Annotated in this window: 15 protein-coding genes; 4 read left to right on the top strand and 11 right to left on the bottom strand. The window is 47.3% G+C overall.

Annotation, left to right across the window (positions count from 1 at the left end):
* Positions 1–18 precede the first annotated feature (18 nt).
* Entirely contained in the window at positions 19–1,830 is a 1,812-nt protein-coding gene (locus CMR00_06805; protein ID PIO48042.1) for a hypothetical protein, read from the top strand.
* Here CMR00_06805 and CMR00_06800 read toward each other — a convergent pair.
* From CMR00_06800 to CMR00_06770, 7 genes are all read right to left on the bottom strand, one after another.
* Entirely contained in the window at positions 1,799–2,101 is a 303-nt protein-coding gene (locus CMR00_06800; GenBank protein PIO48041.1) for a hypothetical protein, read from the bottom strand. The genes CMR00_06805 and CMR00_06800 overlap by 32 nt on opposite strands.
* Positions 2,102–2,309: 208 nt before the next feature.
* On the bottom strand, positions 2,310–2,747 hold the full coding sequence (locus CMR00_06795) for a hypothetical protein (protein PIO48040.1): 438 nt from the start codon (positions 2,745–2,747) through the stop codon (positions 2,310–2,312).
* 92 nt (positions 2,748–2,839) lie between these two features.
* Entirely contained in the window at positions 2,840–4,279 is a 1,440-nt protein-coding gene (locus CMR00_06790) for a hypothetical protein (GenBank protein ID PIO48039.1), read from the bottom strand.
* A 154-nt stretch (positions 4,280–4,433) separates the two neighbouring features.
* On the bottom strand, positions 4,434–6,647 hold the full coding sequence (locus CMR00_06785; protein PIO48090.1) for a cation acetate symporter: 2,214 nt from the start codon (positions 6,645–6,647) through the stop codon (positions 4,434–4,436).
* 11 nt (positions 6,648–6,658) lie between these two features.
* Positions 6,659–6,961 (bottom strand): hypothetical protein, encoded by a 303-nt coding sequence (locus tag CMR00_06780; protein PIO48038.1) that lies wholly within the window; start codon positions 6,959–6,961, stop codon positions 6,659–6,661.
* A gap of 469 nt (positions 6,962–7,430) precedes the next feature.
* Positions 7,431–8,144: a DNA polymerase III subunit epsilon gene (locus CMR00_06775; protein PIO48037.1), complete on the bottom strand. Its 714-nt coding sequence runs from the start codon at positions 8,142–8,144 to the stop codon at positions 7,431–7,433.
* Positions 8,145–8,216: 72 nt separating this feature from the next.
* Positions 8,217–10,145 carry a hypothetical protein gene (locus tag CMR00_06770; GenBank protein PIO48036.1) on the bottom strand — a complete coding sequence of 643 codons (1,929 nt, stop codon included), beginning with the start codon at positions 10,143–10,145 and terminating at the stop codon, positions 8,217–8,219.
* 205 nt (positions 10,146–10,350) lie between these two features.
* On the opposite strand from CMR00_06770, the gene CMR00_06765 reads away from it, so the two are divergent.
* Positions 10,351–10,608, top strand: a complete 258-nt coding sequence (locus CMR00_06765) for a hypothetical protein (protein PIO48035.1) — start codon at positions 10,351–10,353, stop codon at positions 10,606–10,608.
* A gap of 39 nt (positions 10,609–10,647) precedes the next feature.
* Here CMR00_06765 and dprA read toward each other — a convergent pair whose 3' ends face one another.
* Both dprA and CMR00_06755 read right to left on the bottom strand, forming a co-directional pair.
* Positions 10,648–11,769 carry a DNA-protecting protein DprA gene (gene dprA / locus CMR00_06760; GenBank protein PIO48089.1) on the bottom strand — a complete coding sequence of 374 codons (1,122 nt, stop codon included), beginning with the start codon at positions 11,767–11,769 and terminating at the stop codon, positions 10,648–10,650.
* Positions 11,756–14,377, bottom strand: coding sequence for a hypothetical protein (locus CMR00_06755; GenBank protein PIO48034.1), 2,622 nt, complete (start codon positions 14,375–14,377; stop codon positions 11,756–11,758). The genes dprA and CMR00_06755 overlap by 14 nt, the downstream gene beginning before the upstream one ends.
* 100 nt (positions 14,378–14,477) lie before the next feature.
* On the opposite strand from CMR00_06755, the gene CMR00_06750 reads away from it, so the two are divergent.
* Together CMR00_06750 and CMR00_06745 are read left to right on the top strand one after the other, a co-directional pair.
* The gene (locus tag CMR00_06750; protein ID PIO48033.1) at positions 14,478–15,182 is read left to right on the top strand and encodes a hypothetical protein; all 705 of its coding nucleotides are present in this window, start codon (positions 14,478–14,480) and stop codon (positions 15,180–15,182) included.
* An 85-nt stretch (positions 15,183–15,267) separates the two neighbouring features.
* Positions 15,268–15,546 carry a hypothetical protein gene (locus CMR00_06745; GenBank protein PIO48032.1) on the top strand — a complete coding sequence of 93 codons (279 nt, stop codon included), beginning with the start codon at positions 15,268–15,270 and terminating at the stop codon, positions 15,544–15,546.
* Positions 15,547–15,613: 67 nt separating this feature from the next.
* Here CMR00_06745 and CMR00_06740 read toward each other — a convergent pair whose 3' ends face one another.
* The gene (locus CMR00_06740) at positions 15,614–15,880 is read right to left on the bottom strand and encodes a hypothetical protein (protein ID PIO48031.1); all 267 of its coding nucleotides are present in this window, start codon (positions 15,878–15,880) and stop codon (positions 15,614–15,616) included.
* A 107-nt stretch (positions 15,881–15,987) separates the two neighbouring features.
* Positions 15,988–16,215 (bottom strand): flavodoxin FldA (locus CMR00_06735; GenBank protein PIO48030.1); only part of this gene is annotated, 228 nt, incomplete at its 5' end.

Raw genomic sequence — 16,215 nt, 5'->3', positions numbered from 1 at the left:
GCCTCGAAGGTAACAAAAATTAAGGAGAATCACAACGCTACCGTGCTGCACGAATCGTGCCATAAAGTTATCTTTCGCTATACTTTTTTGTTTGCCCTTGCCCTGCTGCAAGCCTGTGCGACAGAAGTTGCACCGCAAGGCGGTCCAGAGGACCGTACGCCGCCCAAAATTGTTCGCATTTACCCCGATTCAGGGGCGTTACGTTTTTCGGGCAACCTCATTCGTATTGAGTTTGATAAGTTTGTCAATACACAATCGCTGCGCTCTGCTATCTTCTTTTCGCCTGAGCTTGATGATTACGAAATTCGTGGCAGTGGCACAAGCGCAGAAATCATTATCTACGATACCCTAAAGCCTAACCGTACCTACACTTATACGCTGACAAATGACCTCAAAGACACACGCGGTAATGCCCTCGAGAAATCCTACACGTTTGCATTTTCCACTGGCGATAAAATTGATTCGGGCTTTATTGCTGGTAAGGTTTTTGGGCAAAATAATCGTCCCGTCAAGGGGGCGCTTGTCTTAGCCTATTTCTTGCCCAAAGGCGATACACTTTATGCTGATACGCTTAACCCAGCCAAACTTAAACCCGATTACATTGCTCAAACCGACTCAGCCGGCGTATTTCAACTTAATTACCTCACCGAAGGAGACTACCGCCTCATCGCTATCGAGGACAAAGTGACGAATCGGCGCTACGATATCGGGCAGGAAAACTTTGCGGTGCCCTTTCACCCTGTGCATACTGGCATGAAAAACGTGCTAATGCGTTTTGCCACAGAGCCTGACACGTCACGACTTGTGCTTCAAGTCGCCGATGCTCGCACAGCCTACAGTGTAGTGCTGCGTTTTGATCGAGATGTGCCTCCTGATAGCCTTTCTGCTGCGCAGTTCACCATCTTCGATTCCACCGCAAAAAGTCTCGTCAATGTCTATGATCTCTACTCGCTGGTAGAAGGTGGTCGTGAGCAAGTGGTTTTGGTTACAGACTCTCTGGTAGAAAAACATCTCTACGGGGTTCAAGCCTTTGGTGTTAAAGACCGCTTTGGCACTTCTGGCGACTCTCTGTTAGCCACGTTCAACGGCAGCAGCGCCCCTGACACGGTGCAGATACTCTGGCAGCCTACCTTTGCTGACAGCGCAAGAAATATGCTCGAGGCATATGTACCATCGCCAAGAGGAAGAACCTTGCTCTTGCAGTTTAGTGGTGCTATCAATCGCGCTTCGTTAGCCAGTGCCCTCACTTTAGAGCAGGGGATTGGGAATCAGTTCATACCAACGGCATATCGACTGTTTTTCATTGATGCTACACGTGTGGAGATTCAGCCACAGGGTGGGTTCGAGCTTGGTATGTGGTATCGAGTAACTGTCAATCACGGTAAGCTGCTCAGTGCGCGCAAACAGCCTCTGCGCGATACGCTCATCTCACGCCACTTTCAAGTTGTATCAGAAGACCAGTTTGGCAGCCTTGAAGGTAATGTTGTTAGCGATTCAGCAGGCAAAGTCATTCTCTATGCGGAACTTCTAGGTGCGAATCGGTTCTATCCCGTTTTGCTCACAGTGCAACCTGATGCTACTGGTTTTGCATTCGTGCCCTTCACACTCAATGAACTTCCTGAAGGGCGATACTTTCTCAGCGCATTTTACGTACAACAGCCCAAAGTGTCACCTTACGACAAGTGGGACGGCGGTTGTCCATTTCCATTCCGACATGCTCAGCGCTTCGCCTTGGGGTTCGACAGTGTGCGTGTGCGCAAGCGCTGGACTACAACCGACGCGCGGTTACGATTTTCTACTATCGAGTACCTGGGCGACAAAGTGCCCTAAGGTCGCTTAGCAGTGGCATATATTGACTTTTCTCGAACTCGTCAGTCGCCGTTTCATCCCAACTGCGCTCAGGGGTTTTTTCATCGTCTTTGACGGTGAAGACCGTGATTGTTAGCGTATCATTTTGCAGTCGCGCTGTAACAAGATACGGACCGGCTTTGACAGGAGAATCGCCCAGCATGAAGATTTTTTCTGGCTTAAATCCAACAATTTCACCTTGTGCGAAATCCGTAGTTCGCACATAGTAGCCATTGCTTTCAAAGACTTTCACAGCAGTTTCAATGAAAGCATCTGTTGGCACAGCACATCGTGACTTTATCGGTCTGGGCGGCAAAGCCGATGTGCAGGCGCTCCATAGCACAAGCGCACCGATAAAGAATACCGTTCTCATTTAACTCCTCATCACAGCAAAGACGGTCTGCCAGCTTGACCATAGCGTGTATTTACGCCAGCTTGCAAACCGTCTTTATGGGTTTCAGTCATTTTGCTTGACACGCATTTCGAATAGCGGTCAAAATAGGCTTCAAGTGTTTGAGGTCATAGCTGCTAGCGTTACGCTCATCCCAAGTATCAATCAAGATGATTTTGCCACTTGCGTCGAAGCGCACGGTTTCGAAATTTACAACCACTGTATCGCTCTGATAGGAGATATTCATTGCATACGGTCCTAAGACCAGCGTATTTTCACCGATGCCTACGAAAGCAACTGGACGCTCTGCTTCCACGAGCCCTTTTTCTTCATCTGCAGTTTCAATTATGAAGTTGTCTTTCCTGAGCTCTGTTGTTACCAATTTCACGAGTTCGGACTTGGAGAGATTTGAGCATACAATTTTGATAGGACGCGGTGGGGCAATACGCGCTGTAGCACAGCCGTATGCCACGCTGCTGATAAGAAGTAAAACAAAAATTTTTTTCATTGCTAATCTTCATTTAAGGTTTAAGTAATTCGGCAAGCACTATCATGCGCCTGCCAATGGTGTCGTTCTGCTATTTGTACGAAAGTACGCTGTTAAAAATACACCATAGATTGCAAGATAAACTCATTTTTGCTACCATCTCTTGTAATTGCTGGCAAGCCATCAGGTCCTGTAAATGGTGCAGTTACTTCTTGACGATAGGTTGGACGCAAGCGATAGTGCAGTGTAAACTTTGCATGATGACCATCAATGAAGTAATTCAAGCCTAGTTCAGGCAAAATCATGGGGTCTTTGAGGCGATCGAACTGTGAGAAGGTAAACATAAAGTAAGGCGTAAATCTGCCGATTTCTGTTTTTGGGAAAGTATAGCCGGCTTGTACAAAGAAGTGATTGCCTGTACCGATTAGTGGATAGGCAATACCTGTTAAGCCTGCAATGCGCTGTTCAGGAGTGGAAGTCTGTGGGCTAAACCCAGCTCCCATGTTCATAATCCCAATATAGCGGATATTGTTCGGTCCGAAGTCATAGCGGGCAAAGAGTGCGTATGCTGTCAATGAACTGCGTGATGCGCCTTCACCAATCGGCAAATCTAGGAAGGCATCCACACCAAATGCTGCAATAGCGTGAGTATTTAGGGAGTCTTTCGTCAGGTCTTGTACCTCGGGCGTACGAGAGTTTGGGGCTTTTCGCGTAGACATTCCGTCACCATGATAATAAAAGCCTGCGCCGATATTGAAGACGCGTTTCGTGCCTAAGTAGTTACCGACCATAAAGGGCAGCACCTGTGATTCAATATCGAAGAATTGCCAGAAGAAATAGCCTTCAAATGATTTCTGCATGAAGAAGGGGTTATAATTTGCCACATTTGTCAGTTGCCCTGCTGTGGTTGTGCCTCCAGCCGTGATAGTACTCGTTGTTGGTGCAATTCCTGCTCCGGGTCTAAATGGTTGGTTGACAGCAAGTCGATAGTCCAAGCGTTTCTCAAAGAGTTGTCCTTTGATATAGATTGACGGCATGCGGGCAAACTGATCGCTTGCATCAATGACAAGCCATGAGAAAATGGGTGAGTCTATGCCTAAAAAGTTCAGTGTACTAGTGTTAGTCATGCGTGAAAGTCCCTTCCAGTAGGCTAAGCCGAAGCCGATGTAGAGTTCAGGAATGATGCGTTGCTCATACCAAACATCGTGAATGAATGGTTGCGGTCGCTTAGCAGGACCTGTAGGGTCGTTGCCAGCTGTTTGTGCATTAATGAAAGTTTGGTTATTGATACCGATGTGGAACATGAAGAGACTGCCCTTTCCGAATGAGCCATAGGCAAGAAACCGTGCGCGTCTGATACCCACATCAAAAAAGTTATCGACGGGGTTACCGTTGATAACTGTGCCCGGATTCTGCTCTTGAAAGCGTGTCCACATTTGAAGCCAGGTAATGAAGCGGATATATTTGGTGCCCAAAGAATCCAAGTTGAAGCGTGCTCCTACGCCGTAAGTGTCAGAGCCTTGGGCAAAGGCTTGTGCAGAGAGGGTGCACAAACATGTTAGTGCTACCAAGCTGTAGCATAATCTTCTCATTATAGTCTCCTTGTATGGTTTTGTTGTTACTGGATAGTTGAAAAGTTTTTTTGTCTGTTGATAGCAAAAAAAAGCAATGCAAGGCGCGCGTGTGCGCGCCTTAGCAAAGCATAAATCAAGATGTGGAGCCGAGGGCTTCGACTTCTTTGCCTTTCATTGCACCTTTGGGGAAGCGAACACTGTAGACAAATTCCTGAAGTTTCTTATCAGGTTCAGGGGTAAGCAGCGATACCACAATCATGACGATGAATGCGGCTGGCACACCGAAGAGGCCTGCACTGCGGTTGTCAATCCCAAACCAATTTGCTGCCCCATTGAAGTGCGCAAACGAATAGTAGATTGAGATGACCAACCCCACAATCATCCCCGCTACTGCCCCAGCTGCCGTGGTCCGACGCCACCAAATGCCAAGCACTAACGCTGGGAAAATCGACGACGCCGCATAACTAAACGCCCACGCCACCGTGTTTGCAATGACAGGCAACTTCACAAACGCTGCAAACGTGGCCGCCCCTAACGCAATCACTACCAACAAAATCTTTGATATCCACACGCGTGCACTCACCGAGGCTTGCGGATTGATAATCTTGTAATACAAATCATGTGAAATCGCATTGGAAATTGTCAGCAAAAGTCCATCTGCCGTAGACAGCGCGGCCGCTAAACCACCAGCCATCACAAGACCCGTAACCGTGCCTGGCAAATTTGCAATCTCAGGCGTCGCCAACACCACAAAGTCTGTGGATTTGATAACAAAGTCTGCAAATTGCACAATGCCATCCCCATTCTTATCTACCACATCAAACAACCCAACAATTTTCCAGCGTGCAATCCAGCCTGGCAATTCACTAATTGGCGTGCCAACAAGATTGATGAAAACCTCATACTTGGCAAACGCGGCATAGGCAGGCGCCGTAAAATAGAGCAAGAAAATGAAAAAGAGCGACCAGCCTACTGACGCGCGTGCTTGCTTGACACTGGGGGTCGTGTAGTAACGCGTAAGAATGTGGGGCAATCCCGCTGTCCCAATCATCAAGCAGAAAATGAGCCCTAAGAAATTGACCATACCGATGCCTTCAGGAATGGCAAGGTAAGGCTTGGGCGGTGCAGATTGCGCTTTTGCAGTGTTCAGTGCCGCCGTCCATTTCGCCTTGGCATCTTCAACATCTTTGGGCAATGCCGCCTTTTCTTTTTCCGCTTTCTCTTTGGCATTAGCAACCGCTTCAGGTGCAAGTGCTGCAAGCTCTTTATCCAGCGTGGAAAGTCGCGCCGTCAGTTCAGCACGCTTGGCTTCATCAAGCACCTGTGTGGGCGCTGCCGCATTGAGCATCGCATTGATATCCGCTTTCTCTTTTTCAAGTGCCGCCTTCTTTGCCTCAACTGCCTCAGGTGCAAGTGCCGCCAGACGCTGGTCAATACTTGCACGCATCGCTTGCAGTGCAGAGTCTGGATTGGATAGACGCGCCGTCAGCATCTTGACATCATTTGCCCACAAGGCTCGCGTTTCTTTTTCTTTTTCGGGATCAATGCGCTTGTTGAGCCGCTCCTCAGGAATGTTCTGCAAATTGGGGGTGTCTCTGCCCGCAATCTGATTCTCCATTACAGTAATGCTCTGCAAGACTTGACCGTAGGTCAGTTGCGGTAGAGGTACTTTGAAAATCGCTGTGGAGAGTACTACCACCGGAATGAGATAAGCTGTGATGAGCACGATGTACTGCGCCACTTGCGTCCATGTTACCGCTCTCATGCCACCCAAGAACGAACAAACCAGCACACCCAATAATCCAACATAGATTCCAATATCCTGTGGCAATCCAATAAAGCGACTGACAATCAAACCCACCCCCGTCAGTTGTGCCGTCAGGTAGGTGAAGGAGACGATGATAGCACAGATGATGCCAATTGTGCGCGCCACATTTCCATCGTAGCGCGCTCCCAAAAAGTCAGGAATCGTGTATTGACCAAACTTGCGTAGGTAAGGCGCCAGCAGAAGCGCCAGCAATACATAGCCCCCTGTCCAACCCACAATGTAAGCAAGTCCTGCATGCCCTAACGCAAAGAGCAGACCCGCCATGGAAATGAACGATGCAGCACTCATCCAGTCTGAACCTGTTGCCATGCCGTTGTAGATACTATTCACACCACGACCCGCCACATAATACTCCGAGGGGTCGCTTGTGCGCGTCACAAAACCAATTAAGGCATACACCAGAACCGAAAAACCCATGAAAATCCAGCTGATGCTTTGCAATTGCAACACATTGGAGGCTTCCAAAATACCTAATATGACAACCAAACCCGCAAAACCCGCCGTGTAGAGCGTGAAGATGTTCTTGAGTTTCATTTCTCATCCTCCTCTTGCAGTTTATACTTTGCATCCAGTTCATTCATCTTCTTAGCATAGACATAAATCAACACCATGAAGATGATGAGTGTCCCTTGTCCGCCCATGTAGTAGGCAAGTGGAAAACCCACAATCACAATGTTGTTGAGCGCTGATGCAAACAGTTGAACCAGAAATGATGATGCTGCCCAGATTGCTAAGAGCGTCAGCACAAGATTGCGGTTCTCTTTCCAGTAATTCTGTAACTGCTCCTGAGAGAGTTGTCCCGAGCGTTCAAACTCCTCGAGCTCTGCCGACATATCTATGGCTTCACTCTGAGTTTGAGATTTATCTTTTGTCTCTTGCATGATTTGCCTCCTGTTGTTCTGTTTATGAAAGAAAAAAGTAAAAAAGGTAAAAAAGTATAAATGCTCTCATGAAAGTCTTTTATGAACAAATTGTTCGACAGAGTTAGACAGAAGCATCACCTCAGTGTGAGTATGCTCGCATGCTTCTAAACCAGCAAATTGCTTTGCCGCTAAAGACAAATCCATACAGGCAGTTCTGCCTTGACAAGGAACAACACTGTTTTGCAGATTGCGAAATTTTGTTCAGAAAAGCCTGTTTGTTTAGCGGACTAAGCTAATTTTTAGTCGTGCTAGTTATTCAAAACTAGCTTGTCGCTTCGTCGTCTTGTTGTTTTGTTTGAAAGGAAAATAACACTTTTTTGTTATCTGTCAAGTCCTTAACCAAATGGTAATAATGTGATGTGTGCGTGCTTGGGGCAGATTAAATGCGGGAAAGATAGAGCAAATCTTGCAGTGTCAAGACACCTGCTCTGGTTAAGCGTTTGAGCAAGACAGCTGCAACTTGCGCTGTGGTAATTGCATCGTTGAGTGCATCATGGCGCGTTTCAACAGGTATATTCAACGAAGCTGCAAGTCTGCCTAACTCATACTCTTCCATCTGCCTCGGATTCAAGCCGAGATATTCAGAAGATTGATTGGTACTAGCTAAAAAATGTGCTAGGTCAATTGTATCAAGGCAATAATTGCGTAAGTCTCTGCCATAGTGATGCTGAAGTTCTGCATTCAAAAATGCTAAGTCAAAACGGGCATGATGCGCAATCAGTACATCACTTTGAATGAAGGACAAAAATTTGGGTAACACTTCCGAGGGATGCGGTGCATGACGGCTTTCCTCTGGTGTGATCAGATGCACGGCGATTGTCTCTGGCGGGGAATGTCTTTCGCAGTAAATTTTCTCAAAAAAGATCTGGCTCAAATCCACACGCAGTCCTTCAATAGCAACAGCACCAATAGAAAGCAACCGATCGCCTTTTGCAGGATTCAAGCCTGTGGTTTCTGTATCGACGACAACAAACCGCAAGGTATCAATTGGCAATTTTTTTGAAGGTAACTCGGCATTGAAATACGGTGCCACATTATCAGGGAGCTCAACCGCTGATTGTTTGCGTGCAAAGAGTTGTTTTATCCACTTCATCGGCTTGAATTTGTGCTTGTACTTTCTTGCATTGTACGACAAGTCTTGCTCATGCGTGTAGCTTTATGTCAGTTATTCATAGAGTTGCACTTCTCTGCCGCCGCCAAACTTATCGCGCAGTTCTGCTTGCAGTTCTTCAATGACACGAAAGGCTTCTTTGACTGCGTTACGCTCAATTGCAGAAAGATCGTCAGGGTCAATAAAGTTATCAGGCGTTTTGCCTATTTGCCGCTGCCGGCTATGATGTGTCAGGCGTAAGGTCATCAGGTAATCAAAGGCTTCGATGGCATTTTCAAGCAGTGCCTCGCGCAACAGCCCCTGTTCTTTAGCAAGGCTAAGCCGCTTTACCGTCGAAGTTTCTGCTACGCGTGCTGCCAGCGAAAGAATCCGAGCTGAATCAATCAGCGGGCGCAAGGCGCGTTCTTTGAGATTAAACTTGTGCTTGTTCTCACCTGACGATTCCACTACGAATGTACCGAAGAAGCCAATCGGCGGCTTTGTGCGCAGTGCATTCTGCGTCATGAAAAAGAGAAAGTTGGGTGCTTGGTCTATTTCTTTGAAGAGTGTGTCATAGAGTGCATCAATCAGTTCTGTTTTGCCATAGAGGGCACGGAAATCTAAAAAGATGGTCGAGTGCAATAAGGCTTTCGGGTGCGCAGAATGTACCCACTTGCGAAAATGTTGCTTCCACTCATTGAGCGAGACGCACCACTCTGGTGTGGTCGCCATAATAAATCCTTTGCACTTTGGGAACCCACACTGCTCTAAGTCATTGACCACGAACTCTGCCATTTTCAAGAAATAGGCTTTGGCACGCTCACTGTCTGATGTATTCTCAAAGACAATTGCATTGTCTTGATCGGTGGCAGTGGTTTGTTCTTTACGCCCCTCGCTGCCCAGCGCCATCCATGCAAAAGGCAAAGGTGGCGTGCCTTCACCTTGCTCTTGCATGCGTTGCATGGCAAACTCAAGCAGTTTCTCGGTCAGTTTGTCGTTGAATGCCGTGATAATTTCCGTGAGTTTTCTAGCGCGAATACCTTGCGAAATCAGCGAATCAATGACTGCATCCATCTGTGTCCGTGTCTCGAGCAACCCTTGCACGTTTTGCTGCGACTCTAAGTTCTTGACTGCAGCAACGGGACTAATGCCATGCAAGAGCACCAAATCGTGCTTAGAGACAAGGCCTAGGAACTGTTCCGTTGCGCCCTGCGATTCCGTCACGCAAAGATGATGGATGCGTCGCCGTGTCATCAGCATCAGACCATCCAAGATGCTTTGTTCAGCGTCAATTGTTATGACAGGTGAAGACATCACCTTCGAGATTGGGGTATCGGTCGGGATATTTTTCGCTACGATTTTTGCGCGCATATCTGTATCCGTCAGAATCCCAATTGGGCGACGCTGTTCGTCGACAACGACAATTGAGCCGATACGCTCTAAGGTCATCACTTCCGCAGCTTCACGCACGGAGAGTTCAGGCGGACACACCACTGGGCTGCGCTTTATTAAACTGCGAATCGGATTGTAAAGCAAGGAGAGTTCATCCGTAGACTTGCGCTGCGCGAGCCGAAGCGTACCTTCTAGATACGCATTAGCCAGTGAGACCGAGAGTTGGGATGAGAAAAAATCAGCGAGCGCTTTATGCTTACTTAGCAAAGCCTTGAAATCCTCTTTTGGCAAAAGATAGCAAATCGTGTCTTGACTTGTCTTCGCATTGAAGACAAAGGCTTCGTTTTCGAGCACAGATGAGACACCGAAGATGTCCTTTTCACCACAGATGCTGACCAAGCGTTCATTTTCGTCAGCAATACCCCGCGTAATGTGCACCGCGCCTTTGCGCACGACATAGACAAACTCAGCTTTGTCGACATCGCGCCGCAAAATCAGCGTATCTTTCGGGAAAAATTCAATGAGCAGTTTCTTGCCTAATTCCTCAAGTTCTTTATCACTTAGGAGTGAGAATGGCGCAACACCTCTAAGGAAAGTTTGCACAGATTCCATAATTTCGCTCGTACAGTTTTACAGAAGTTACACGTTTTCACGGAGTTTCAATGCCTGAGCCTAAGTTATCTGACTTACCTGAGTCTGCTAGTCCAACTTTGCCTAGTCCGAGGCGCTCTATTTTTTTAGGCGCCCTGATCTACTTTGTGATTGGTATTACTCCTTTCGTCAATCAACTGAATCGTTACGGCATCGGGATGGTGCTATGCGGCGGTCTTACAGCATACCACTACATCAAGACACACAAACTTTTTTGAGCTACTGGGAGGCTTTTCGCATTAGCGTTATGGCAACACTCCTTGGCTGCTTAGCACTTAACATCCTGCAACTTTTGCTATTTGGTGGGTATATCATGCGCTTGCTTTACGATATCGCCGTTGCTATTGTTGTAGGTGGACTCTCAGGCATCATCTCTGCATCGGTTGCGCGCAAAGCATTCAGGAACGTAGAACCGCCGGTTTGAAAATTTTTACACAGAAAAACATCATTAACTTCATTTTCTTCAAGCACGCTGAAAAAACTTGCCGGGCAATTGTTTGGCACAATTTTTTAGTTCCAACTCAAACAAAATGATCAGTGCATCTGATACATCAAGCCCTGTGCTGTCACAAAGATCATCAATGTGCATTGGTGTATCGGAAAGCGCTTGATAGACTTTGAGTTCTTCGGGGGAAAGGTCTGGCAGAGTAAGTGTAGGGTCTTCGGGCGTGCTGCGCGTTTCCACGTGCAGTTCAGAGAGAATATCTTCTGCGCTCATGACTAATTTTGCTCTGTTGTCGCGAATCAGTGCATTTGTTCCATTGGACTTGTGCGAATAAATGCTGCCGGGCACAGCAAAGACCTCACGGTTTTGATCAAGCGCATATCTTGCCGTGATCATTGCGCCGCCCTTGACATCCGATTCCACAATCAGCACGCCTTGCGAGAGCCCTGAAATGATGCGGTTACGCTTCGGAAAGTTTTCAGCAATTGGCACTGTGCCTAGCCACTCTTCAGAGAGAATCGCACCATGCTCAATAATTTTAGGGTAAAGTTTGCCTTTGGGGTCGGTGTAAATGGTGTCGACGCCAGAGCCTAAAACTGCCAGTGTACGCGTGCCTGATTCCAATGCAGTCTGATGTGCCAGAATATCTATGCCAAAGGCTAACCCGCTTACGATTTCAGCTTGTGCATTAGCTAACGCTGCGGTGAGTTTCCGTGTTACATTCTTGCCGTATTCGGTCGGGTGGCGTGTGCCCACAACAGCAATACGCAGCGCATGCTGAGCCAGTGTGCCACGCACAAAAAGGTAAGGCGGCGCATCATAAATGTCTTTGAGCAGCGTAGGATAGGCGGAATCCCATAGCGTTAAAATTTTTGCACCCAGTTTTTGAGCTTGCTCGAGTTGGCGTTCTGCAGCAATATGTGCTGCGCGGTAGTCTGTGCTGCGCAGGTAGGTATAAAGTGAGTGTGCAATTTGTTCACCAATGCCTTCAATGCGCATGAGTTCTGAGGGCGTAGCATCTCGGGCGCGACTGGGGTCATGAAAAAAAGAGACCACTGCCCGTAATCGTGCTGCACCAATAGACGGCGCTCTGGAGAGCGCAAGAAGCTCGAGCATGAATGCTGCATCACTTGGCTGCATCGCTGCCATTCGGCGTTGAGGCGCCGCTTGCTGCCGCTATCTCTGAAGTTCGGCGGCGTTGCCACGCTGTAAATCCTGCAAAGCCAAACATCCCTATCAAGAGTGCATTTGCACCGATTGAAAGCACCTTACCAATCTCAAAGGTACGCGATTCATACACCAAGCGAATCTCATGCGTTCCTTTCGGCACCACAATGCCACGAAAAGCATAGTTTGTCTTGTAAATCTCAGTCTCTTGTCCATCAATGTAACACTTCCACGATGGGTAGTAGATTTCACTGATAAAGAGAAAATGATTGCCTGTAGCTGTGGCTTTAATCTCAATGTCTTGAATGCCATAGCGTGTAATTTCGACTTGTGCTGTGCTATCGACAGGGTCAAGTACCGGCACCTCTTTTTCAATGTAGGCTCTTTCACGCGGGTTGAAGTCTTGCGCAATGATATGCTTCAAGGCTTCTACATTCGTGGCTTGCTGCACTTCCTTGACAAACCACAATCGTGGCGTTGGATTTTCACGCTCTAAAACAAACGCACTGCCGTTGAAGACCGGTTTGAAGCCCACCACCGAGTACGGCGTACTACTCACGATGTATTTGATGTTGAGCAGATCCGTCATCACAGGATTTATGAAGAAAAATGGGGTTTCCGTAGAACCCATTCCAACCGTCTCAATCAAATCTTGATAGAGACGCAACTTTGCGCCTTGATAGCCACCTACACTCTCCATCTTGAAATAGGCTAGCCAGTTTGGCTCTTTGTTAAAATCATGGGGATTGATGCGGAACTTGCTTTTATCTTTTTCCAAAAACTCAACGAAATCTGGCTTTTCAAAGAACGCTTTCTGCTCCTGTGCATCTTTGAGATCTTTGAGCAAATCCGCGCTTGCGCGCCAAAGGTCTAACAATACGGCAATCACTACCAGTGGCACAAAAATTGCAGCTGACAGTCGACGGCGTGCAAAGAAATATCCCCCTACAAACACGACGCTGACAAAGAACAGCGATAAGACCACATCGGTTTTTACTTTATCAAACAAGCGATATTCATCAGAAATCATCTTTATCACATTGGGTATTCCAGGATTTTGTTTGATGAGCATCTGACCGCGCGGACTTGCCGCATACTCTTTGAGATAAATAGGTTCGTAGCTTGAGACGCCAATCATTGCCACAAAAAGTAAGATTACTGCGCCAAGCGCCATATACTGCAGTGCTTTCATAGCCTTCTCAGGCTGAGTTTGACGCAAGTCGTAAAGCGCCTTGATGCCATAGCCGGCAAGAATGCATGCCGAGGTTTGTAGCAAAATCAGAATCATTGAGGGCGCACGGAACTTGTTAAAGAACGGCAAGAAGTAAAACAGCGGGTCAAACAGTATGGGCAAATACTTACCGAAAGAGATAAGCAAAGCAATGGTGCCAATCACGCCTAGAGCCTGCACGAAGTGCTCACGCCGATAGTATATCAAGCCAAAAAGCGCAAGCACCAGAATCGTTGCACCAAAAAATTGTGGGCATGCTGTAAAAGGCTGCGGTCCCCAGTATGTGTTATTGCCGTAGCCGTAGTAGTACGGAATAAAAAACGTCAGCACTTCACTTACGCCAAAAGACCAACTTGTCGCATAGTCGTAATCCAATCCCGAACCCATAGGTTTTTTCTTTGCCTCAGGTGAAGTTGGCAGGCTAAGTTCAGGCGCCACTTCTGTGATGCTGGCAGAACCGCGAATCGAGTGTGGCGTGTATTCTGCCACCGAGAGATAGGTATCTGCCGACATTGACAAGCCAATTGCTACTGCAATAACAAAACCTGCAACACTGCGTAGCCATGCTTGCAGCGACTCTTTACGCACCAGCGCTGAAATAAGTTCAAAAAGAAAGTAAATCCCTACCGCCAGATAAGCATAATAAACCATCTGCACATGCGTAGAGCGAATTTGCAGGTTGAGCACAAATGCGAGCGCAGCAAGATTAAAGATGTTCTTTTTCCAGTCATGCTCTTCGCGCAAGCGTTCCAAGAACACCAGTGTGAAAGGCAGCATAGAGATTGCCACCATTTTGGTGTTATGCCCAACAGGAATCCACACCAGCGACAGCGTAGCAAATGTGCCACCAAGTGCCCCAACCATCGCTGCAAATGGTGTTGCTTTTTTGATACGTAGGAGCGTATAGATTCCAGCGCCATAGATGAAGAAATACACAATTACCCAATCCGAAATATCATTGCTCGATGGCGCCGTAATGAACCGCAGGAATTTGCCCCAGAGCACATTAAGCACATCAAAGGCACGATCGCCAGTGGTAAAGAGCGACCCATATGACGGCATACCACTGAATATGTATGGAATCCACTGCGGGAAGACGCCTTGTTCTATGGCTTCATCTATGTAGGTCTTCAAGCTAAGCGAAGCTGTATTGTCAGGTGTAATAAAAATTTTACCCCCAAACAGTGCTTCCCAAAAGAAAAGCAGGAGCAGTACGCCAATGGTCAGCAGTGCAGCAAGGTCTTGATACGGCTCAGCGATGAGCGGTTTTTCTTCGATAGGCGGCTTTGCAGCGCGCGTGGTCTCTGCCCTCTTTGCTTTTTTCGCTCCTGAAACAGCGGATTTTGACATACTTTTGTGAATGATTCAACGAAAGATTGTTGCGTCGTTTTTATGCCACTCTTAAAAGATTTGTAATTTACAAAACTTTTATGGTTAAACTGCGCGTCCTATGCTTAGCTCCGCGTTAATCATATTTTTCAAATGGGCAAAAGCAAATAAGGTCAAAACGCGCCTTGTACCCGCACTCTCTCCAGATGATGCCGCAGCACTCTATGCCGCATTCGTTAAAGACACCTTCGCAAAGGTTCGGGCATTGAGAGACGTTGAGATTTTTGGATATGTCAGTGGGATGCTCGGCAACGGCGGCGATTTGGAGGCACACTTGACGGCACAATCTTTTACTTTACGTGAACAACAAGGCACCGATTTAGGCGAGCGCATGCAACGCGCCTTTCAAGAGCTCTTCCGAGACGGCTTTCGGCGTATCGTGATTATTGGCACAGACTCGCCAGACTTGCCGCTGAACTATATCACCGCTGCCTTCGACTCGCTGCATTACTCACAAAACGCCCTATGCATCGGTCCAGCAGCAGACGGGGGCTACTACCTTCTCGGTATGAACCACTTTTTCCCTGAGGCCTTCCAAAACGTGCCATACAGTTCGTCTGAGACCTACCGCGCCACCTTGCACCAAATTATCCCCCTTTCAGGGCGTCTTTTCACCTTGCGACACTGGTACGATGTCGATACCCTCGATGATCTCTTGCGCCTTTCTCGAAATCTTCAGCAAGACCATCTACCCTTTACTTCAGCTGCACTTGCAAGGATACACCTAGCGACCCGTGAGCAGATTGCAGTTTCTGCAATGACGTAACTTAATAGACACCACATTCACTTCAACTTTTGAAATTTACCTAAATTTCATCCTAGCGACACTTTTTTAACACAAACCAACAACGATGCAATTTTGGAGCATTTTTTTTACCGTATTCGGCACTGTCTTTCTCGCTGAAATTGGCGATAAGACGCAACTTGCGACTGTACTTTTTGCTACAAAAAACGATACAAGCAAGTGGGCAATTTTCTTCGGTGCCACAACGGCACTGGTCTTGGCAGCTGGTATTAGCGTTGTCGTAGGAGAGCAACTCGGTAAGTGGATCTCTCCGAAAACACTCAAATGGATTGCGGGCATTGGCTTCGTTGCTATCGGCATCTGGACCATGTTTTCAGCTGATTGAGTTAAACTCGCTCTACTTGCCGTAGCGTTCTCAGCGCTGTACAAATTTGCTAGCTCAGACTCATTTATCAATTCAGCGAGAAGCCATGAAAAAATCGTGAGTCTTCTGCTTGCAAATGGCACTGCGAAAGGTGTAGCTCTGATAATTTGCTGCGCCATACTAAATCGTTAGGCGGCACTCGATTCGCAGCGTAGCTTGGGCGGCAACAATGGTTTTTTGTCCGCACGCTTTGAAGCAATGCTAAATAGAGTGCAACACTGCCGCCCACTACTACACCGATTGCAAATACCAGAATCAGCAGATAGAAGCGCACATACTCTAGCATATTGATCATCTCATTAGGCATTTGCATACTTTCAAATTTTATTTTCCTCAACCCCGTGCGTTAGATTGCAAGAAAATAAACTTTGCAAAGAATAAAACTACATGTAAGCTACGCCTCTATGCTTGAGCGTCAATGCCGAGTTCCTCGCGAATTTGCGCGCACCACTGCTTAATACGCTGATCGGTCAAATCACTTTGATTTTCAAAATCGAGCACCAGTCCCCAGAAGTGCTGCTCATCATATAGCCCTTTTGATTGCTCAAACTCGTAGCCTGCGCGTGGCCATAGTCCAAACGCCTGTGCCCCGCGCGCGACAACCGCATTGGCAATCGCTCCGATAGCGTC

Source organism: [Chlorobium] sp. 445, assembly GCA_002763895.1.
Classification (GTDB): Bacteria; Bacteroidota; Chlorobiia; order Chlorobiales; family Thermochlorobacteraceae; genus Thermochlorobacter.
Note: the sequence above shows the minus strand (reverse complement) of the source record. Positions and strands in the feature narration are given on the sequence as shown.